Here is a 19,862-nt window from a genome sequence, read left to right as displayed (position 1 = left end):
CTCGAGGTGATGTTCGGCCACAATGGGCTCAGGGAGCGCTGATCGGCGTTCCCGCACCTCGGGTAGGGGAGGCCGCTATGTCCACTGAAACTTCCGCCAGGCACGCACCGGGCGACGGAATCCGAACCGCGCTCGGCATCGGCGGGCTCATCGCCATCGTGCTCGGCCTGCTCATCATCTTCTTCCCGGCGAAGTCGGGTGCCGTGACCATGCAGATCGTCGCGGCACTCGCGGCCGCCTACGCCCTCGTCGTCGGCGTCGTGTACATCGCTACGGCGGTGTTCACCCGGATGATCAGCGGATGGGCGAGGACGGGCCGCATCGTGCTCGGCCTGCTCTACGTCATCGGCGGCGTCGTGATGCTCGTGAACCTCGGTGCGACGGCCGCTCTGCTCGCGATCTTCCTGTCGGTCACCATCGGCGCGCTCTGGCTGTTCGAGGGGGTGCTCGCGTTCAGCACGGTGAAGCAGTCGCCGAACCGCGCGTGGAGCATCATTCACGGTGTGATCAGCGTCCTCGCGGGTGCGACGCTCATCGTCACCCCGCTGCTCGCCGCTGTGACGCTCTGGCTCCTGCTCGGCATCTCGATGCTCGTGCTCGGCATCGTGCAGGCCGTGCGCGCCTTCGGCATGAAGCCCGCGGTGTGACGTCGGGGCGCCTTATCTCATGCCCTCGAGCAGCTCGGCGGTGATCTCCTCGTCGCCGGCGGCGAGCGCGACGTACTTGCGCAGCAGCACGAGTGACGCCGAAGCCTTGTCGAACTCAGCTGCGACGAACCGGTCGCTGGAGATGAGGGCGAGCGCATCGCGGGCCGGCATGACCGCGCCCTTCACCTGGTCGCCGCGGCTCGTCGGAGCCACGGCGCGCAGTTCGGCCATCGAGGTGAAGATCGGCAGCACGGGCTGACCCGTCGTCGACCGGATCATGCGCACGCGGTGCCCCTTCTTCTTCGACGGTGCACCTGTGACGTCGACCACCAGGTACCCGTCGCGCAAAGCGGTCAAGAACGACGCGAGGTGCGCATAGTCGGGCTGCTGCTGCAGCGCGGTCAGCGTTTCGCGCACCGCTTCGTTCGCATAGTCGGCGTGCACGTCATCAGGAATCGGCGACTGCTCGGTCATGTGCTCTAGCCTACGGGCTCATTCCTCGCCGATGCCCCGCGCGGCGAGGGCCTCCCCGGTCGATTGCGCATGCGCCACCGTTCGCAGCACGAGCGGCACGACGCGGGCCCGCGGATCCCGTTCCAGGCCGCGCGCCCGAGCCGCGAACGCCGTTTCCCGGGCGATGCCGAGAATGCTGGGGATGGCGCGGATCACCAGGGAGAACGCGAGTGCGGCGCGCTCCGGTTTGGCGCCGAAGCGTTGCAGCGGGCCGAGGGCCCGGGTGATCGTGTCGAGCATGTCCTCGACCGCCGTGCTCGCCGTCACCGCGCTCGCGACGAGCACGAGGGCGAAGAGGTCGCCGATGACGGAGTACCCCCGCGCGAAACCCGACGCCCACGCAGCGGCGTTCGGCAGCTCGACGCCTCCCGGCCCCCAGCCGCCGTCCTGACCGAACGCCGCGCTCGCCGCGGTGAATACGAGCAGTGGAACGGCGATGAGCGAGAATCGCCGTGCCGCTCGCCAGAACTCCCGTCCGCGCAGGCCCGCGATGAGCGCGAGCGCGACGGCGGCGAGCAGGCCGAGCGTGGTCGAGATCGGGCCGCCCGTCGCCATGACGACGCACGCGAAGACGAAGAGGCCGATGAGTTTCAGGCCGGGTCGCACGCGGTGCAGGGGCCCCTCGCGGGCGATGTATTCGCCCAGCGGCGACGACGCGGTCACTGCGAGACCGTGTCCCGGTAGTGCGCGATCGCCGCTGCCGGGTGACCGTCGAAGACGATGCGGCCGTCGTCGACCACGAGCGTGCGGTCGGCGCGAGCCGCGAGATCGAGGTCGTGGGTCACCACGACGACCTGTTGCGGCAGTGACATCAGGAGATCGCCGATCATTCGCGCATTGCGCAGGTCGAGCAGGGTCGTGGGCTCGTCGGCGACGAGGATCGCCGGGTCGGTCGCGAGGACCGAAGCGACGGCGAGCAGCTGCTTCTGGCCGCCGGAGAGGGTGTGCACGCTGTGGTCGGCGAGGTGCTGCAGTCCGAACCGCTCGAGGGCGGCCGATGCCGCCGCCTGCCGGGCCGCTCGGTCTCGGTGGCTGCGACGGAGCGAGAGCGAGACGTCTTCGATGGCGGTCGGCATGATGAGCTGCGCGGAAGGGTCGGTGAAGACGAAGCCGACGTTTCGCCGCACGGCTGCCCCGTCGCGACGCGTGTCGAGGGAGCGCCGGGCACCGCCCTCGGCGAGCTCGATGCCCACGGTGCCGGCGCTCGGCGCGACGAGCCCGTTCACGAGCCGCGCGAGCGTCGACTTGCCTGAACCGTTGCCGCCGATGACGGAGACGCGGTGCTCGCCGAGCGAGAGCGAGGTGGGGTGGAGGATCGTGACGTCATCGTTCGCGGTCGGCGCCGAGACGACGACGTTCCGCAGTTCGATCGAACTGCTCGCGATGGAGCCCGTTCCCAGGGCGGTCATCGTCGCGGGAGGAGGGCGGGGAACGCCCGGTGCACGGCGGTCGCGACGATCGCGACGATGAGCGTTTTCACGAGGTCGCCCGGCCAGAACGCGAGATCGAAGACGAACGCGGCCCCGATGCCCATTTCGGCGCGCCAAGCGAGGCCGAGCGGGCCGAGGGTGTGCACGAAGACGAGGTTCGCGATCAGTCCGGCGACGAAGATGAGCGGGATGCTCGTGGCGACCTTGCGGCGCGGCAGCCGCTCGACGATGAAGCCGATGAGCCACGCTGCGAGCGGGAAGCTCACGAGGTAGCCGACGGTGGGGCCGGCGAACGGCGCGAGCCCTGCTGATCCTCCGCTGAACACAGGAAGGCCGGCGGCGCCGACCGCCATGAAGAGCAGCACGGCGAGCAGGCCGCGGTTCGCCCCGAGTACGGCGCCCGCGAGCATCACCGCAAGTGTCTGCAGCGTGATCGACGCGGGTCCGAGGCTGATGCCCGGGATGATCGAGCACACGGCGATGAGGGCCGCGAATGTGGCGATGAGCGCGAGATCGGTGGCGACGTGGCGACGCGGGGCGTTGGGTGATTCCTGTCGTGCGGCGGTGAGGTCTGCAGCGGTCACGATGCCTCCGTGGTCTGGCCGTCTTGCGGCGGTGTCGATGTCGGCGCGACCCGGATATCGCGCCGGCGGTCGAACCTGAACAGTGTTCTGGTGAACGCTGTTCAGGTTAGCGCTAGGCTGAGCGGATGCGCAACACGCTCGCCGACGTCGTCTCCGCGGCACTGCGCGTACTCGACGAGCACGGGCTCGAGGGATGCTCGATGCGCCGCGTCGCAGCCGAGCTCGACGTGCAGCCGAGCGCTCTGTACCATCACGTGCCCAACAAGCAGAGCCTGCTGGCGCTCATGGCCGATGTCATCGTCGACGGGGTGGGCGAGCGGGACGCTGGCGTCCCGGGCGAGGACGGCGGAGGGCACTCGGGAATGGCCCTCGCGCGGAACGCATGCCTCGCGATGCGCAGTGCGATGCTCGCCGTGCGAGACGGGGCAGACGTGGTCGCGACGGCAGCCGCCTTCAGGCTCGGCGCGTCCGCGGTCGAGCAGCGGCTCGCCGAGTGGGTTGGGGCCGACGGGGCCCGCACGCTGCTCTTCTACACCTTCGGGCAAGCGCAGTCGACGCAGACCCATCGGCATGCGGCATCGCTGGGAGCGCTCATCGGGCCGGAGAGCGGGCGCGCCGGTCAGCGGAGCGGAACGAACGGAGCGCCATCGGATCCGGTGCTCGAACTCGACGCATCGTTCGAACGCGGGCTCGACATCATCCTCACCGGACTCGAATCGGAGCACCGAGCAACCGGGGCGCCGACGAACGGTATTCTGCTCTGATGACCTCGCGCGACCTCACGTACGACCTCGACCCGGTGGCGATGTCGTACGGCGAGACAACCGCGCCCTCCGACTCCATGCACCGCACGTTCGTTCTCGTGCACGGCATCGGGATGGGGCGGGTCGTCTTCGATGGAATCAGCGGAAAGCTCGCTGCCGAAGGGCGGGTGCTCGCGGTCGACCTTCCTGGCTTCGGCAACTCGCCCGAGCCGGGCACGGCAGCGACGCTCGAGCAGACCGCGGAAGTCGTCGCGCAGTTCGTGCGAGATCGCGCCACCGGCCCCGCTGTGCTCGTCGGGCACTCGATGGGCACGCAGATCGTCGCGGAAGTGGCCTATCGTCATCCCGAACTCGTCGAAGCCCTCGTGCTCATCGCGCCAACGGTGAATCCGCGCGAGCGCAGCGCGATCCGGCAGGGCCTGCGCATGGCTCAGGATCTGGTGGGGGAATCGCCCAGGGTGCTGCTGCTCGGGCTTCGCGAGTATGTGAAGACGAGTCCCCGCTGGTTCCTCAACAAGCTCCGATTCATGCTCGCCCATCGCCTCGAGGAGATCTGCCCCGACATCGAGGCGCCGGCGCTCGTGCTCAGCGGAGAGACCGATTGCGTGAGCCCGCGCGAGTGGGCGCGTCAGGTCGCGTCCGCCCTCCCCGCCGGCACGTTCGAGCCGATCCCGAAGCGAGGGCATGAGGCGATCATCCGCAGTCCAGAGCCTGTGGCGTCGATGATCCTCGATTTCGTGCGGAGCCGGTGCCCCGAGCGCGAATAATCACAACGTCGGAGGTTGCTCGTACGCTGCTGCCCGTGGGGGAACGGTCGAATCTGATCCAAGTGGCGAGCGACGAGTGGATCGTCATGCGAGAGTTCGCGCAGTATCCGAAGGCCGTCATTCGCGGAATTCGCGACACCTCGGGAGAAGCGCGATACCTGCTCCTGGCGTGGCATCCGGTGCGTCATCGGCAACGAATGGTCGGCATCTACAGCTCGCGGGAGGAGGCCGAAGCGGCTGTGCCGTGGCCGTCGCGCTCGCCGCAACTGCCCGGCCTGCCGCCGTCGAACGCTCGCCGAACGCCCGCGCACGGCTCCCGCTGACATCGTCTACAATCGAACATATGTTCGAATCAGTCATCGGCCCGAAGATGCCGCTTCACGACGACACGGTGGTCGTCTGGATGGTCGACGGCAGGCCGGCTCGCCTCGTGTTCGAGCGCGCGCGATGGCGGGTGGAGGGCGAACCTCGCCCGATCGTCGAGGTACCCGACGAGCACATCCACCCCCTGATCACGCACGTCGCCGAGCGGCACACAGGGTGGCGATGCACGGTGCGGCGCGACGGCGGGGCAGAGCGCGTCGAGCTCGCAGTGAGACGCGACGGGGTGCGTTGGATCGCGGAGCGCCTCGCGAGGTGAGCCTCTGGGCCGCTCTGCGACAACGGCACCAAGAACTCGCGGTCATGGTCGTCGAGGCCGCCCCCGTTCGCCGATCCCCTGCCAGCACCGGCGACGCAACCCCCTGTTCGAAACGCGCCGGGCGACGGAGGCTGGAACTCCAACCGGAAAGGAGTTCACTATGAGCATGCTCGATGACGCTGCGGACGACACCAAGAACGCCGTGAAGCACGCACGGAACGAAGCCGCGGAGGACCGGAAGAAGGACCAGGGCGTTCAGCCCGGGGAGTCCCCGCGGGACGCCGAGTCCGAGACGACGACCGACTGAGCACAGATCCTCATCGATCGTCCGTTTCTGGAGAGGAGCAGCATCATGTCGACGAATCTGAATGATCCGGACCGCGCGGACGCCGAGGGCGCCCACCTGGGAGCCGAGGGCAACGGGCCGCTGGTCGATCCTGATTCCCCCGAGCAGCCGCTCGCGCAAGAGCACGAGGAGGGCACCGGCTTGGACAGCCCGGTTGCTCCGGGGGTGCCCGATCAGCAGGACCCGGGCGCGGCAACCGAATCCGAGTAGTCGCACGAAACCGCGCTGACGCGAGGTGGAACGCGCTCGCCCTCTTCGCCGAATAATCCGGCGGAGAGGGCGAGCGCGTGTGGGTCACCGCTCACCGCTCAGCTGAGGTCGGGATTCTTCTTCGCGTACTTCTCGGCCTCCTCCTCGGAGATGACGACCAGGCCGCGAGGCGTGTGCGAGAGGGCGTTCAGCACCTTCAACCATCGCTGGTTGTACTCCGGTTCGCGGCCGCCCGAGAAGCGGAAGGCGAGTTCGGCGTAGGGCGACATCCAGAGGGAGAATCTGCCGCTGCCGTCATCGGCGCCCCGATGCCAGCTCAGGAAGAAGCACTCCTGCTTTCTCAGCTTCTGCCCGATCACGAACTTCAGATGCAGTAGCAATCGGTCTTCGAATTCGAACTCTTGTCCCCCGAAAATCAAATACCCCATGCCCGAAGCATTGCATATCCCGACGCGGGGAGGCCGGAGTTCAGTCAAACTCGAGGGTCAGCTAGTGGTCTCCATGCTGGAACATGCAGTCCCTGGGGGAGATCGGGGTGGATACCTGGCGCGCGTCGACAGCGCTCGGGCGATCAGGGCTTCTTGACGCGACCCTTGATGGCGCCGACGATCAATGTCCCCAGGAAGAGGATGATGCCGATGATCGCGAGCCAGAGCAGCCCCTTGAACACGAAACCGATCACGGAGAGAATCGCCCAGAGGACGAGAAGGATGACGACGACAGTCCAGAGGTTCCTCATGGACGAAAGCGTACTCGTGCGTGAAGCCGATGGGATACCCCTTGCGCGGTTTCTGTCGCCAGCCCAGGAGTGAGCGCGGCGACGGGTAGAGTTGTCCCCAGGCGTGGGAACGCCTCCTCTATCCGGCGCCGTGACATGTTCTCTGCACGACGAAGTCAGCGATCGCTGCGGCGCACGGATTCATTCACGAGAAGCACCCTGCAACGTTCGTTAGCGCACCGAGGTCCCGTGCTACCGACGCCCACTGGGGATACGACCATGGAACAGGCGGGCTCGCGCCCCCGGATGGAAACACATGAAAACTGACCACGAAGACAAGCGCACGTTCTCGACGCTGGCGGAGATGTTCCAAGCCCGCAACACGCCCGCGGCCAACCGCGACTTCATCGCTCATGCCTTCGACGATGTCGAGGTCATCGAGATCGTCGAAACACGGTCCTACGTGAAAGTCGTCCGCGGGCACGGAGCGGATCTGCGGATCTATCGCAGCATCATCTGCGGCTACTCGACGGAGAAGGAAGCTCTGCGGCTCTCCGGTGCGCCGCATGCGGTGCTGAGCAAGTCGCGACCCGGATCCTGGTCAGTGGAACTCCCGGAGCGGGCCGGCAACGGCGGTGCCGTCAGAGCCGGCGCGCGGGAGAAGAAGCCCTCATGGATGCGCACGCCGTGCCCGAAATGCCGCTACCTGATGAACGAACAACGAGAGTGCACGAACTGCGCCTGAGGTCACGCGTCCCCTGACGCGGCACCCGCGCGCGGCGTGGCTCAGAACAGGGTGTTCTGGTCTTCCATGCCGCGCATCGCGTCGTAATCGAGGAGCAGGCACCGGATCCCGCGATCCTCTGCGAGCGTTCGCGCCTGCGGCTTGATCTCCTGCGCCGCGAAGACCCCGGTCACGGGAGCGAGCTTCGGGTCCCGATTCATGAGCTCGAGGTAGCGGGTGAGCTGTTCGACGCCGTCGATGCCGCCCCGTCGCTTGATCTCGATGGCGACTGATCCGCCGGCGGCGTCTTTCGCCAGGATGTCGACGGGACCGATCGGGGTCATGTACTCGCGGCGCACGAGGGTGTGGCCGGCGCCGGCGAGCTCGATCTGATCGGCGAGCAGCTCTTGCAGGTGCGCTTCGACGCCGTCCTTGATGAGGCCGGGATCGACACCGAGATCGTGCGCGCTGTCGTGGAGGATCTCGAAGATCGAGACGATCAGCTTGTCGGCGGTCTTCTTGTGGGTGACCTGCCAGGCCTCGACGATTCCAGCACTCGTCTGCGTCTCGTCGAGTTCGAGCTGCGCGTGCGAGCACGGCGGGCTCATCCAGTTGAGCGGCTTGTACGACCCGCCGTCCGAGTGCACGAGGATGCTTCCATCGTTTTTCAACATGAGCACGCGCTTCGCACGCGGCAGGTGCGCCGAGAGGCGGCCTGCATAGTCGACTGAGCAGTCTGCAACAACGATTCGCACCCGCAGGAGTTTACCGGGTCGGGCTTAGTGCGTGGACCCGGACCCCTGACGCGGCTCGCGAGCGGCGCGGGCCATGATGAAGACGAACACGGAGAACGCCGCGAGAGGCCAGAAGGCCTGCAGCAGACCGAGGTGCTCGCCGAGGAAACCGATGCCCATCGGGCCGAGCAGGAACGCGGTGTAGGCGATCGCCGACACGGCCGCGACGTCACGGGTCGCGGTCGCCTGGTTGTCGGCGGCCGCCGAGATGCCGACCGGGAATCCGAGCGAGCATCCGACGCCCCAGAGCACGGCGCCGACCACCGACGCCCAGGCGAATGGGACGAGGATGACGAAGACGAGCCCGACGATGACGAGGATTGCGCCGCCGCGAAGCACGCGTACACGCCCGAACCGGATGAGGAGCCAGGAGCCGGCGATGCGCACGAGCGTCATCGAGACGAAGAAGACGCCCAGCGTGAGCGCCGCCGATTCGTTCGCGAATCCGCGCCCGTCCGCGAGCGCGAGAGGCAGCCAGTCGCTCGCCGTGCCCTCGGCCAGCGCCATGGACATGGCGATGAGACCGATCACGAGGATGCGCGGCTCTCGCCAGGGCGAGTAGCGCGCGCCCGGGGTGGGAACGCCGCCCGTCGCCGGAGTCACGGGGATCGGACCGGTGTGCACGTTCGGCAGGCTCTCGGATGCCGAGTCCTCGAAGTTGCCCCGAGGCAGGTTCGGCAGCGCGAAGATCGACACGATCAGGATCAGTGCGTACGTCGCTCCGAGGTGCACCGGAACGATGATCCCGGCCGATTCCGAGATCGCGGAGACACCCATCGCGCTGACACTGCCCAGGCTGTATGCGGCGTGCAGCAAGGGCATGCGCGGCTTTCCGAGCGCGCGCTCGGCCCCAGCGCCACTGACATTCATCGCGACGTCGGACGTGCCGAACATCAGGCCGTAGACCACCAGGCACGCGATCGCCGGAGCGGTGGCGTCGACCCAGAAGAGGGTCGCCGCGGCGGGCAGCATGAGTGTCTGACCGATGATCCCGATGACCAGCGTGCGACGGGGCCCGAGCCAGGAGACGGTGCGGCCTGAGAAGACGAGGCCGGTGAGCGAGCCCAGTGCGAGTGAGAGGCCGAACCAGCTCATCTCGAGCGTGCTCGCGCCGAGATGGTCGCGAAGCGCCGGGATGCGCCCCAGCCAGCTGCCGAAGCCGAAGCCGAGCAGCGCGAAGATGACGAGCACGCCGGAGGTCCAGCGCACCGCGAAACGATTGTCGAACGAACGAGGCAAGCTGCTCCTGTGCGAGATGAGGGGGTGAAAATCTCAGATTATCAATTGCGGGGCACTGCACGTGCGGTTCCACCCGCTACACGCCGAGCCGCACCCAGCTGTCGCCCCTGGCGCGAACGCCCAGCGTCACGGCGCGCGCCGCCATGAACACGATTGTGAAGGCGACGGTGAGTGCGATGAGGCCGCCCGTGCCCGTCGGGACGAGCACCGTGAGCATCCAGAGCACCGGCAGGTAGGCGGCGAGGTTCACGAGACTGGTCCACGCGAGGTACCGTGCGTCACCGGCGCCCATGAGCACGCCGTCGAGCACGAAGACGAACCCGGCGAGCGGCAGCGAGAGTCCGAGTACGAGAATCGCAGCTGGCAGGATCGACAGCACCGTTGCGTCGTCCGTGAACACCCGCCCCACCACGGGGCTTGCCGCAGCCAGTGCGCCGCCGAAGACGACGCCGCAGCCGATGCCCCAGAACACGCTGCGCCGCACGATCAGCCGAGCACGACGCGAGTCGCCCGCGCCGAGCGCGTCGCCGATGAGTGCCTGAGCCGCGATGGCCAGCGCATCGAGCGCGAACGCGGCAGTGGAGAAGATCGTGAAGACGACCTGGTACCCCGCCGTCGCCGCCGTGCCGTGACTCGTCGCTGCGAAGACCGTCGCGAGGAGTGCGGCGCGCAGGCCGACGGTGCGCACGAAGAGCCACCCGCCGCTCTGCCCCGCCCGGCCCAGGCCCTCGCGGCGCGGGAGGAGACGCGCTCCCGCACGCGTCGCGTGGCGCAATACGACGACCAGATAGACGGCGACCATCGACCACTGCGCGATGACGGTGCCCCATGCGCTCCCGGCGATGCCGAAGCCCAGACCGTAGATGAACCACCAGTTGAGCAGTGCGTTCAACGCGAACCCGACCGCGGCCACCGCGAGCGGGGTGCGCGTGTCCTGCAATCCGCGCAGCAGTCCGCTGGCGGCGAAGACCACCAGCATCGCCGGAATGCCGAGGCAGGAGACCGTGAGGTAGGCGAGGGCCTGCCGCGTCGCCGCCTCGGTGGCCCCGAAGGCGGCGACGACGGGGCCGCTCGCGAGCCAGAGCGCTCCGCCGACCGCGACGCCGATGCCGAGGGCGAGCCACAGGCCGTCCACGCCGAACTGCACGGCGCCGCGCAGGTCGCCGGCGCCCCGCGTACGGGCGACGAGAGGCGTCGTCGCGTAGGCGAGGAAGATCATGAGCCCCACGGTCGTCTGGAGCACCGCGCTGGCGACGGCGAGACCTGCGAGCGGGACGGCGCCGAGGTGGCCGACGAGCGCGGAGTCGACGATCAGGAACATCGGCTCCGCGATGAGCGCACCCAGCGCCGGTATGGCGAGATGCGCGATACTGCGATCGACGCTCCTGCGCTGCATTCGTGGGCCGTTTGCGGTCATGCGACAACGGTAGCCCCCACCGCGGACACCACCAGTAGGGTGGTCGCATGAGCAACGCAGCGCCCGTCTCCGGCATCGACATCTCCGAACTCGATCCTGCGGTTCGGCCGCAGGACGACCTCTATCGTCATGTGAACGGCAAGTGGATCGACCGTACCGAGATCCCTTCGGATAAGGCGCGATACGGCTCGTTCGCTGTGCTCGCCGAGAACGCCGAAGAGGCCGTGCGCGACATCATCACCGGGACGGAGCCTCCCGAGGCGGGCGCGGAGGCGGCGACCGAGGCGGACAAGGTCGCAGCCCTCTACGCGAGCTTCATGGACGTCGAGCGCGCTGATGCCCAAGGGGCGGATCCCATCGCCGCAGACATCGAGCGGGTGCGGGAGATCGGCTCCGTCGGCGAGCTGCTCACCGTCGTCGCGCAGTTCGAACGACAGGGTCTCGGCGGGTTCTACGGCATGTACATCGACAACGACCCGGGCGACCCGGCTCGGTACATCGTCTTCGTCATGCAGGGGGGCCTGGGACTGCCCGACGAGTCGTACTATCGCGAAGAGCAGTTCGCCGAGATCCGCCAGCAGTACCAGGCGCACATCGCGCGCATGCTCGGGCTCGCGGGCGTCGCCGATGCCGATCGCCTCGCCGGTCTCGCCTACGACCTCGAGCGCCGCATAGCCGCGACGCACTGGGACAAGGTGGCGAGCCGCGACATCCAGAAGCTCTACAACCTGCGCACGTTCGCCGAGCTGCAGGAGCTGACGCCGCAGCTCGACTGGAAGGCGTACCTCGCTGCGATGGGCGCGCCAGAATCCGCGTTCGCAGAGGTCGTCGCCGCGCAGCCCGACGCGATCGAGGGGCTCGCCGCGCTCTTGGTCGACGCAGAGCTCGACGCCTGGCGGGCGTGGCTGATCTGGAGCCTCGTGCGCTCGTCGGCCGCGCTGCTCTCGCAGGAGATCTCCCGCGCCAACTTCGACTTCTACGGCACGGCACTCACGGGTGCGCCTCAGCAGCGCGAGCGCTGGCGTCGCGGCGTCTCCTTCGTCGAGGGCGCGATGGGGGAGGCGGTCGGGCGTCTGTACGTCGAGCAGCACTTCGACGAGCGCGCCAAGGCCGCGATGGACGGGCTCGTCGAGCATCTCATCGAGGCGTACCGCGACTCCATCGAGCAGCTCGGGTGGATGAGCCCGGAGACCCGCGCCCGGGCACTCGACAAGCTCGACCGGTTCACACCCAAGATCGGATACCCGACGAAGTGGCGCGACTACTCCGCGCTCGCCGTCGACGCGGGCGATCTGGTGGGGAACTCCCGCCGCGTGTCAGAGGTCGAGTTCGCCCGGGAGATCGGGAAGGTCGGCAAGCCCATCGATCGCGACGAGTGGTTCATGACCCCGCAGACCGTGAACGCCTATTACAACCCGGGCTTCAACGAGATCGTGTTCCCCGCCGCGATTCTGCAGCCGCCGTTCTTCGACGTGAGCTGGGACGCCGCGGCGAATTTCGGTGCGATCGGCGCCGTCATCGGCCACGAGATCGGCCACGGCTTCGACGATCAAGGCTCGCGCTACGACGGCGACGGCCGCCTCACGGACTGGTGGACGGAAGACGACCGAGCGGCGTTCGAGGCGCTCACCGGTGCGTTGATCGGGCAGTACAACGAGCTGTCGCCGGAGGGGGCGGACGGCCAGACCGTGAACGGCGAGCTCACGATCGGCGAGAACATCGGCGACCTGTCGGGCCTCGAGATCGCCTGGAAGGCGTACCTCCGGTCACTCGAGGGCGCCGAGCCTCCCGTGATCGACGGGCTGACCGGCGCCCAGCGCTTCTTCCTCGCCTGGGCGCAGGCGTGGCAGCAGAAGTCGCGCCCCGAGGAGACCGTCCGGCTCCTCACCATCGACCCGCACTCGCCGAACGAGTTCCGCTGCAATCAGATCGTGCGCAACCTCGATGCGTTCCATGAGGCGTTCGACACGCGGGCGGGCGATGGCCTGTGGCTCGATCCGGCGGAGCGCGTCTCGATCTGGTAGCGCTCAGCCCGGCTCTCGTCACCTGCCGGGCGGCAACGACGTGATGTCGTAGTGGTCGGCGCTCGCACTGGCGGGCTCCGGATGCGGCAGGGGCGGCGCGTACCTGGGTGCGGCCGGTGCCGGGCTCGCGCCCGCGTCCGGACCCGCTGCGAGCGGGCCGGGCACGAACTCGAGTTCGATCGGCAGCGCGAACGGCGCGGGGCCGAACGCCTGACGGGCCGCCTTGGTGACGCGTCGCGCCAGGAGATGATTGCCGGTGCCGCCGACGACCGCGCCGATGCCGAACGGAAGCGCCTTGCCGACCACGGAGGCGCCGCCGACTCCGGCGAGCCGGTGCATGAACGAGGTCTTCAGGCGATCGAGCAACGGCCCCATCGCGTACCGCGGAATCGCGGAGGTGAGCATCTTGCCCCAGTAGTCCCGGCGTGTGCCGCCGCCTCCGACGGCCTGCATGGTGACCTGGCGCACGAGGTCGGCTCCCTCGTTGCCGAGCATGAGCGCGAGCACCAGCGCTCTGGTGCGCTCGCGGTCGGTCATCGTGATGCCGTGCACCTCGGCGACGGAGTGCGCGAACAGCGCCGTCGCCTCGACGAAGCCGAGCGTCTCGGCGCCGGCCAGCCCCAGGGCGATGCCGGTGCCGACGGCCGGGATCACCGCGGCGGCTCCGACTCCAGCACCGCCTGCGGTGACGGTCGCGATGTAGCGCGTTTCGAGCACGTGGATGATCTGCTCCGGCGTGGCCTGCGGGTACTTCTTGCGGATGCGGCGGAGATGGGCGAGCACGGGCGGGCGCTGGACCGCGAGCAGTCGGTCGAGTGAGCGTTCGACGACGGGGCGCGGTTCGCCGCTCGCGCTCGTGCGCGGCTGGGTGAAGCGCGTGATCATGCGTTCGCGCCGGGGAGGTCTGCTCATGCGGGAATCGTAGAGCACCACCCTGCGCGATCGGCGCATGCGCATGCCAGAAGCGAACAGGGCTTGCGCCAGCGCACCCGGTGCCGGCCGGCCCGGTCGGCCCGGAGCACTCAGGGGGAGCCGGCGGGCTGGAATACCTCCGCACCATGTGTCGTTCGACTGCACAAGCGTTCGCGCGCCTCGCGCGAATGCGAGATACTTGCGGATTGTGAATGCGTCGCATTCGGGGAGCTTCATTGCGGAGCGCACGACCGTCGACGTCAGAAGGAGAGACACCATGAACGCAGCCTCGCAGCCCGCCGCGGTTCCGACGCCCGAGTCGGCGCACGAGGCCTGGCGGGCGGGTCGGCGCGCGTCGGTGACCTCCGCCACGGGCAATCTGAGTCTGATCGAAACGCGATGGTTCCCCGGCGACGTCGACGAAGAAGCGGCCGCGCGCCTCGTCGCAGCCGAACGCGATGCCGCGCCCGAGGGCGTCACGGTCACCTCCGTCGAGCGGAAGAACATCGCGAGCGGCCGTGCCGAGCACGGTCTGCGCGTATGGGATGCGAACGCACCGGCGATCCGCGCCTTCGAGGAGATCGAGACGTTCCCGTTCGATCCGAGCTGGATCATCGAGGCCGAGTTCACGCCGGTCTCGTCCGACCGCACCGTGCCATTCGAGCACATCCGCGACGCCGGTGGCAGCCGCGACCTCGTCGTGCCGGGCGACATCACGTTCGAGCGCGACGGGCAGCGGTTCACCCTCGCTGCGTTCGACGACGCCGGCCAGCTGCTGCTCGTGTTCGGCGACCCCACGAACGGGCTGACGGACGACACCGGCACGTACGGGTCCGGTCGTTTCCTCTTCGTCGAGCGCGACGCTGCCGAGTTCGGAGAAGCGGGGCACGTGCGCCTCGACTTCAATCGGGCGTTCGTGCCGCCGTGCGGCTTCTCCGCCCAGTACAACTGCCCGATGCCGCCACCTCAGAACCGCCTGCCCTGGCCCGTGCACGCGGGGGAGCGCTTGCCGCGTTTCACCGATGGCTTCGACATCTACACGATCTGACGACGCCAGACCCGAAGCTCCACCCCACCACTCGAAGGAAACCCATGCCCTCCCTCAAGAAATCAGCGCTCGCAGCGATCGGCGCGCTCGCTGTCACTGCGCTGGCGCTCACCGGGTGCGCCTCGAACGGCGGCGCCTCCGCCGGCGGCGCCGACGCCACGATCCGCATCGGGTCGCTGTACGAGCCCGTCAACCTCAGCAACACCGCGGGCGGCGGGCAGGGAGTGACCGAGGCGCTCACCGGCAACGTGTACGAAGCGCTGTACCGCCTGAATGACGACGGCACGACCGAGCCGCTGCTCGCGACCGGGTACGAGGTGAGCGATGACGGGCTCACCTACACGTTCACCCTGCGCGACGACGTGACCTTCCACTCGGGCAAGGCGCTCACCTCGGCCGATGTGAAATCGAGCGTCGAGGCCGTCGTCGCACCGGAGTCGCAGTCGGCGCGCAAGTCGAGTCTCGAGGTCGTCGCCGATATCGCCACGCCGGACGACCAGACGGTGGTCTTCACGCTGAACGAGCGCTCGATCTCCTTCCCCTACCTGCTCACGTACATCTGGATCGTGAACTCGGAGGCGACCGACCTCGAGAACTCGGAAGACGGCACGGGGCCGTACACCCTCGGCGAGTGGAAGCGCGGCAGCACCCTGACGCTCGAGCGCTGGGACGACTACTGGGGCGACGCGGCGAAGAACGCCGAGGTCGTCTACAACTACTTCACCGACGCGACCGCAGAGGACACGGCGCTGCAGAGCGGCCGCATCGATCTCATCACGAGCGTGCAGAACCCCGACTCGCTGCCCCAGTTCGAAGACTCGGGCAACTTCACCATCACCGACGGCCAGTCGACGACGAAGGAACTGCTCGCATTCAACGACCGCGTGGCGCCGTTCGACGATGTGAAGGTGCGCCAGGCGATCTACTCCGCCATCGACCGCGAGAAGCTGCTGGGCGCGATCTGGGGCGATTACGGCACCGTGATCGGCTCCATGGTGCCCCCGACCGACCCGTGGTACGAAGACCTGAACGACCTCAACGCCTACGATCCCGACCGCACGAAGAGCCTGCTGGAGGAGGCCGGCCTCGGCGACGGATTCGAGTTCACCCTCGATACGCCGAGCTACGATCCGCACCCCGCCGTCGCCGAGTTCTTGCAGTCGGAGCTGAAGAAGGTCGGCGTCACGGTCGACATCAACACGATCAGCGCCGACGAGTGGTACACCAAGGTCTTCCAGGAGCATGATTTCGAGGCCACGCTCCAGGAGCACGTCAACGACCGCGACGTCGTCTGGTACGGCAACCCAGACTTCTACTGGGGCTACGACAACCCGCAGGTCGCGCAGTGGATCGACCAGGCGGAGCAGGCGGAGACCGAGGCCGAGCAGACCGAGCTGCTGAAGCAGGCCAACCGTCAGATCGCCGGAGATGCCGCGAGCGCGTGGCTCTACCTGTACCCGCAGATCGTGGTCGCGGCCGATACCGTGTCGGGCTACCCGGTCAATGGGCTCAACTCGCAGTTCTTCGCCTATAACATCGTCAAGGAGTAGTGGCGTCGGCGCCCGGCACGTCGGCCGGGCGCCGCGCGCACCCGCGATCGACGCGGCACGCCGCGCACCGCCGTTACAGACACTGCAAGGGGAGGGCCGATGACCGGATATGTGATCCGGCGCGGCCTGCTGCTCATCGCCTCGTTCGCCATCGCGATGGTGCTCATCTTCGTGCTGCTCCGGCTGCTTCCCGGTGACCCGGCGAATGCGCTGCTCTCGGTGAACGCGACGCCGGAGCAGATCGCCGCAGCGCGCGCGCAGGTGGGGTCGGATCAGCCGATTCTGGTGCAGTTCGGTGCGTGGGTCGCGCAGATGCTTCGGCTCGACCTCGGCGAATCGCTCATCACGGGCGCTTCGGTCGGCGATGAGATCTCCGCGCGCCTGGCCGTCACCCTCCCGCTCACGGTGTTCGCCTTCGCACTGGCGGTCGTCGGCTCGCTGCTCGCCGGCGTCACCGCCGCCGTGCGCGCGGATCGCTGGTACGGCGTGGTGCTCTCCGGGGTGGCGCAGCTCGGGATCGCGGTGCCCGTGTTCTGGGTCGGCATCATCCTCGTGTGGGTGTTCGGCCTGCTGCTCGGATGGTTCCCGACCGGCGGCTTCCCGATCGACGACTGGAACGACCCGGCGGGCGCGGTCTCGTCGCTCGCGCTCCCCGCGATCGCGATCGCCTGCGTCATGGGTGCATCGCTCACTCGTTACGTGCGCTCGGCGACGCTCGATGTGCTCGGCAGCGACTATCTGCGCACGGCCCGCGCGCACGGATCTGGATTCGGCGAGGCGCTCTGGCGTCACGGGCTGCGCAACGGCTCCGTGCCGGTCATCTCGGTGCTCGGGATCGAACTGGCGTCGACGCTGCTCGGCGCCGTGGTCGTGGAGAGCGTCTTCGCGCTTCCCGGCCTGGGGAGCTACCTCGTCGACGGCATCTCGCGCCATGACTTCTCCGCGATTCAGGGTGTGCTCGTGGTGACCACGCTGCTGGTGCTGCTGGTCGGCTTCGTCGCCGATGTCGCGCAGCGCATCGTCGATCCTCGGTTGAGGCGAACGGTAGGGGTGGGGGCATGAGCGAGCTCAGCGGCACGGTCGCACCCGGATCCGCGGATCCGGGTTCCGAGACGGCTCCGACTCGTCGGCGCGGGGGCCGGAGCGTTCGGCGCAGTGCGACGCTCACGGCCGGACTCGTGCTCGTCGGCATCGTGGTGCTGATGGCGCTGGTCTCCCTCGTCTGGCTGCCGTATCCGCTCGACGACACTTCGGGCGGGCGGCTCTCCGGCCCGAGCGGCGAGCACCTGCTCGGCACCGACAAGCTCGGGCGCGACCTGCTCAGCCAACTCATGGTCGGCGCGCGCATCGCGCTCCTGGTGGGGGCCGGATCCGTGCTGATCGCCGCCGTGCTCGGGGTCGCCATCGGCCTGCTCGCCGCGCTCGCCGCGCCCTGGCTCGACGATGCGATCTCGGCCTTCATCGACGTGGCGATCGCGTTTCCCGTGCTGCTCACGGCGATGCTCATCGTGGCGCTGCAGCCGCCGTCGCTCGGGTCGGCGATCCTCGCCATCGGGCTCGCCATGTCGGCGATCGTGGCGCGGGTGTCGCGGATCCTCGCCAAGCGCGCGGTCGGATCGCAGTACGTGATCGCTGCGCGCACGAGCGGTACGCGCACCCTCGGCATCATTCGCCGTCACCTGCTGCCGAACATGGCTCCCACGCTGGCGGTCACCCTGGCGCTGCAGTTCGGCGCCGCGGTACTCGCGGAGGCGAGTCTCTCGTACCTCGGCCTGGGGGCCCCGCCTCCCAACGCCTCGTGGGGGCGCTTGCTCCAGGAAGCGCAGGGCACCGTGCTCACGGCTCCGATCGGCGCCATCGCCCCTGGCGTCGCACTCGTCGTGCTGGTGCTCGGCGTGAACTTCGTCGCCGATGGTCTGCGCGATGCGGCCGACCCGACTCGACGCGGGAGGAGCGCATGACCGAAGCACTGCTGCGCGTGAGCGCACTGCGCGTGCGCTCACGAGACGCCGCGCTCGTCGATGGAATCGATTTCGAGGTCGCCGCCGGTGAGCGTCTCGGGCTCATCGGGGAGTCAGGATCCGGCAAGTCGTTGACCTCGCTCGCGATCACCGCGCTGCTCCCCGACGGCCTCCGCGCAACGGGATCGGTGCGGCTCGCCGGAGTCGAGACGGTGGGCGCCGACGAGCAGAGCGTGCGTCCGCTCCGAGGGCCGGCCGCCGGCGTCGTGTTCCAAGAGCCGCTCACGGCGCTCGACCCGCTCATGCGCGTCGGCAGGCAGATCGCGGAGCCGATCCGGCGCCACCTCGGGCTTCGGGGCAGCGCACTCGACCGTGCGGTCGCCGAGGCGCTCGACGAGGTGCGGCTCGGCGAGCAGCGGTTCGCTCGTGCGTTCCCCCACGAACTCTCCGGCGGTCAACGGCAGCGGGTCGCGATCGCCATCGCGCTGGCTGCGCGCCCCCGACTGCTCATCGCCGACGAGCCGACCACCGCGCTCGACGTGACCGTGCAGTCCGAGGTGCTCGATCTGCTCGACCGGCTGGTGGCCGAGCGCGACATGGGGCTGCTGTTCGTGAGCCACGACCTGGCCGTCGTATCGCGCATGACCGACCGTGTGCTCGTGCTGCAGCGGGGCGCGGTCGTCGAGGAAGGCGCGGTGCGTCAGATCCTGCGCGCGCCGCAGCACCCCTATACGGCCCAGCTCGTCGCGCACGCGCGCGTCCTCGACGCGGCGCTCGACGGTTCTGGCCCGACCGATGTGGAGGGCAGGCGATGACGGTACTCGAAGCGAGCGGCGTCGACTTCTCGTACGGCGCCCGGCGAATTCTGACCGGCGTCGACCTCGCAGTGGCTGCGGGTGACTCCGTCGGCATCGTCGGAGAGTCGGGGGCGGGCAAGTCAACGCTGCTCTCACTCCTGCTCGGGCTCGCGGCACCAGCGCGCGGCGAGATCCGCTTCGACGGCGCTCCGCTGCGCCTGCGGGATCGCACGCTCATGCGCCGGTTCCGCAGCGGCGTCCAAGCCGTCTTCCAGGATCCGTACTCGTCGCTCGATCCACGGCAGCGGGTCGATCGCATCATCGCAGAACCGCTCGAATCCCTCGGCCTCGCCCGGGGGGCGGAAGCGGGCGCACGCGTGCGCGCCGCGCTCGCATCCGTCGGGCTGCCAGCAGACGCCGCTTCCCGCTACCCGCACGAGTTCTCGGGGGGCCAGCGTCAACGCATCGCGATCGCTCGCGCGACCGTCGTTCGGCCGCGCGTGCTCGTCGCCGACGAGCCCGTCAGCGCGCTCGACGTCAGCACCCGCACGCAGGTGATCGAGCTCATCAACGAGCTGCGCGCCGAACACGGGCTCGCGCTCGTCATGGTCTCCCACGACCTCGGCGCCGTTGCGGCGACCTGCGAGCGCACCGCGGTGCTCGAAGGCGGCCGCGTGGTCGAGACGGGCGCCACCGGTGATCTGCTGGCGAGGCCGCGAGAGGCGTACACGCAGCGCCTGATCTCGGCGATCCCGCGCCTTCCGACGGACTGACCCG

The 19,862-nt window shown here is 68.8% G+C and carries 25 protein-coding genes; 15 read left to right on the top strand and 10 right to left on the bottom strand.

From position 1 onward, the window contains the following. Positions 1-77: 77 nt before the first annotated feature. Positions 78-647, top strand: coding sequence for an HdeD family acid-resistance protein (locus ABFX18_RS01725; RefSeq protein ID WP_346057174.1), 570 nt, complete (start codon positions 78-80; stop codon positions 645-647). A gap of 12 nt (positions 648-659) precedes the next feature. Here ABFX18_RS01725 and ABFX18_RS01720 read toward each other — a convergent pair whose 3' ends face one another. From ABFX18_RS01720 to ABFX18_RS01705, 4 genes are read right to left on the bottom strand one after another with little or no spacing between them, the layout of a single operon-like run. After that, a complete protein-coding gene (locus tag ABFX18_RS01720; protein ID WP_346057173.1) occupies positions 660-1,121 on the bottom strand; it encodes an SseB family protein in 462 nt (153 codons plus the stop codon). 18 nt (positions 1,122-1,139) lie between these two features. Next, positions 1,140-1,823, bottom strand: a complete 684-nt coding sequence (locus ABFX18_RS01715; protein WP_211649568.1) for an energy-coupling factor transporter transmembrane component T family protein — start codon at positions 1,821-1,823, stop codon at positions 1,140-1,142. Beyond that, positions 1,820-2,569, bottom strand: a complete 750-nt coding sequence (locus ABFX18_RS01710) for an energy-coupling factor ABC transporter ATP-binding protein (protein ID WP_346057172.1) — start codon at positions 2,567-2,569, stop codon at positions 1,820-1,822. The genes ABFX18_RS01715 and ABFX18_RS01710 overlap by 4 nt, the downstream gene beginning before the upstream one ends. Beyond that, positions 2,566-3,174, bottom strand: a complete 609-nt coding sequence (locus ABFX18_RS01705; RefSeq protein WP_090145561.1) for a biotin transporter BioY — start codon at positions 3,172-3,174, stop codon at positions 2,566-2,568. The genes ABFX18_RS01710 and ABFX18_RS01705 overlap by 4 nt, the downstream gene beginning before the upstream one ends. A 125-nt stretch (positions 3,175-3,299) precedes the next feature. Between ABFX18_RS01705 and ABFX18_RS01700 the strand changes: the two genes are divergently transcribed. The 6 genes from ABFX18_RS01700 (at position 3,300) to ABFX18_RS01675 (ending at position 5,901) form a co-directional block, all read left to right on the top strand. Continuing rightward, on the top strand, positions 3,300-3,938 hold the full coding sequence (locus ABFX18_RS01700; RefSeq protein WP_346057171.1) for a TetR family transcriptional regulator: 639 nt from the start codon (positions 3,300-3,302) through the stop codon (positions 3,936-3,938). Further along, positions 3,938-4,705: an alpha/beta fold hydrolase gene (locus ABFX18_RS01695; RefSeq protein ID WP_346057170.1), complete on the top strand. Its 768-nt coding sequence runs from the start codon at positions 3,938-3,940 to the stop codon at positions 4,703-4,705. Before ABFX18_RS01700 ends, ABFX18_RS01695 begins: the two co-directional genes overlap by 1 nt. 35 nt (positions 4,706-4,740) lie before the next feature. Continuing rightward, positions 4,741-5,028, top strand: coding sequence for a hypothetical protein (locus ABFX18_RS01690; RefSeq protein ID WP_346057169.1), 288 nt, complete (start codon positions 4,741-4,743; stop codon positions 5,026-5,028). A 20-nt stretch (positions 5,029-5,048) separates the two neighbouring features. Continuing rightward, positions 5,049-5,345 carry a hypothetical protein gene (locus ABFX18_RS01685; protein WP_090145552.1) on the top strand — a complete coding sequence of 99 codons (297 nt, stop codon included), beginning with the start codon at positions 5,049-5,051 and terminating at the stop codon, positions 5,343-5,345. A 160-nt stretch (positions 5,346-5,505) separates the two neighbouring features. Next, complete coding sequence (locus tag ABFX18_RS01680; RefSeq protein WP_176698231.1) at positions 5,506-5,652, top strand: hypothetical protein; 147 nt, start codon at positions 5,506-5,508, stop codon at positions 5,650-5,652. A 45-nt stretch (positions 5,653-5,697) separates the two neighbouring features. Then, positions 5,698-5,901, top strand: coding sequence for a hypothetical protein (locus tag ABFX18_RS01675; protein WP_090145551.1), 204 nt, complete (start codon positions 5,698-5,700; stop codon positions 5,899-5,901). 98 nt (positions 5,902-5,999) lie between these two features. Here the strand turns inward: ABFX18_RS01675 and ABFX18_RS01670 are convergent, their stop codons facing one another. Together ABFX18_RS01670 and ABFX18_RS01665 are read right to left on the bottom strand one after the other, a co-directional pair. Next, positions 6,000-6,329 (bottom strand): DUF7882 family protein, encoded by a 330-nt coding sequence (locus ABFX18_RS01670; RefSeq protein WP_346057168.1) that lies wholly within the window; start codon positions 6,327-6,329, stop codon positions 6,000-6,002. A 143-nt stretch (positions 6,330-6,472) separates the two neighbouring features. Then, entirely contained in the window at positions 6,473-6,640 is a 168-nt protein-coding gene (locus ABFX18_RS01665) for a hypothetical protein (protein WP_346057167.1), read from the bottom strand. A gap of 295 nt (positions 6,641-6,935) precedes the next feature. Here ABFX18_RS01665 and ABFX18_RS01660 point away from each other — a divergent pair, with 295 nt between their 5' ends. Beyond that, positions 6,936-7,364, top strand: a complete 429-nt coding sequence (locus ABFX18_RS01660) for a hypothetical protein (protein WP_346057166.1) — start codon at positions 6,936-6,938, stop codon at positions 7,362-7,364. Between the two features lie 41 nt (positions 7,365-7,405). Here ABFX18_RS01660 and nucS read toward each other — a convergent pair whose 3' ends face one another. The 3 genes from nucS to ABFX18_RS01645 all read right to left on the bottom strand — a co-directional run bounded on the left by nucS (position 7,406) and on the right by ABFX18_RS01645 (position 10,793). Then, a complete protein-coding gene (gene nucS, locus ABFX18_RS01655) occupies positions 7,406-8,098 on the bottom strand; it encodes an endonuclease NucS (RefSeq protein WP_211649560.1) in 693 nt (230 codons plus the stop codon). Between the two features lie 24 nt (positions 8,099-8,122). Beyond that, positions 8,123-9,376: an MFS transporter gene (locus ABFX18_RS01650; protein WP_346057165.1), complete on the bottom strand. Its 1,254-nt coding sequence runs from the start codon at positions 9,374-9,376 to the stop codon at positions 8,123-8,125. A 76-nt stretch (positions 9,377-9,452) separates the two neighbouring features. Continuing rightward, on the bottom strand, positions 9,453-10,793 hold the full coding sequence (locus ABFX18_RS01645; protein ID WP_346057164.1) for an MATE family efflux transporter: 1,341 nt from the start codon (positions 10,791-10,793) through the stop codon (positions 9,453-9,455). Positions 10,794-10,840: 47 nt separating this feature from the next. Between ABFX18_RS01645 and ABFX18_RS01640 the strand changes: the two genes are divergently transcribed. Further along, a complete protein-coding gene (locus ABFX18_RS01640) occupies positions 10,841-12,817 on the top strand; it encodes a M13 family metallopeptidase (RefSeq protein WP_336662163.1) in 1,977 nt (658 codons plus the stop codon). A gap of 18 nt (positions 12,818-12,835) precedes the next feature. Here ABFX18_RS01640 and ABFX18_RS01635 read toward each other — a convergent pair whose 3' ends face one another. After that, positions 12,836-13,729 (bottom strand): hypothetical protein, encoded by an 894-nt coding sequence (locus tag ABFX18_RS01635; RefSeq protein WP_141653184.1) that lies wholly within the window; start codon positions 13,727-13,729, stop codon positions 12,836-12,838. 277 nt (positions 13,730-14,006) lie between these two features. Here ABFX18_RS01635 and ABFX18_RS01630 point away from each other — a divergent pair, with 277 nt between their 5' ends. The 6 genes from ABFX18_RS01630 to ABFX18_RS01605 all read left to right on the top strand — a co-directional run bounded on the left by ABFX18_RS01630 (position 14,007) and on the right by ABFX18_RS01605 (position 19,858). Beyond that, a complete protein-coding gene (locus ABFX18_RS01630; RefSeq protein WP_090145522.1) occupies positions 14,007-14,777 on the top strand; it encodes a DUF1684 domain-containing protein in 771 nt (256 codons plus the stop codon). A 44-nt stretch (positions 14,778-14,821) separates the two neighbouring features. After that, the gene (locus tag ABFX18_RS01625; protein ID WP_346057163.1) at positions 14,822-16,327 is read left to right on the top strand and encodes an ABC transporter substrate-binding protein; all 1,506 of its coding nucleotides are present in this window, start codon (positions 14,822-14,824) and stop codon (positions 16,325-16,327) included. A 99-nt stretch (positions 16,328-16,426) separates the two neighbouring features. Next, entirely contained in the window at positions 16,427-17,389 is a 963-nt protein-coding gene (locus ABFX18_RS01620; protein ID WP_211649554.1) for an ABC transporter permease, read from the top strand. Then, on the top strand, positions 17,386-18,288 hold the full coding sequence (locus ABFX18_RS01615) for an ABC transporter permease (RefSeq protein WP_200330910.1): 903 nt from the start codon (positions 17,386-17,388) through the stop codon (positions 18,286-18,288). The genes ABFX18_RS01620 and ABFX18_RS01615 overlap by 4 nt, the downstream gene beginning before the upstream one ends. Continuing rightward, entirely contained in the window at positions 18,285-19,103 is an 819-nt protein-coding gene (locus ABFX18_RS01610) for an ATP-binding cassette domain-containing protein (protein WP_346057162.1), read from the top strand. The genes ABFX18_RS01615 and ABFX18_RS01610 overlap by 4 nt, the downstream gene beginning before the upstream one ends. Then, on the top strand, positions 19,100-19,858 hold the full coding sequence (locus ABFX18_RS01605) for an ABC transporter ATP-binding protein (RefSeq protein WP_200330914.1): 759 nt from the start codon (positions 19,100-19,102) through the stop codon (positions 19,856-19,858). Before ABFX18_RS01610 ends, ABFX18_RS01605 begins: the two co-directional genes overlap by 4 nt. Positions 19,859-19,862 lie beyond the last annotated feature (4 nt).

The sequence above is a fragment of the Leucobacter alluvii genome, assembly GCF_039530485.1.
In the GTDB taxonomy this organism is placed as follows: Bacteria; Actinomycetota; Actinomycetes; order Actinomycetales; family Microbacteriaceae; genus Leucobacter; species Leucobacter alluvii.
Note: the sequence above shows the minus strand (reverse complement) of the source record. Positions and strands in the feature narration are given on the sequence as shown.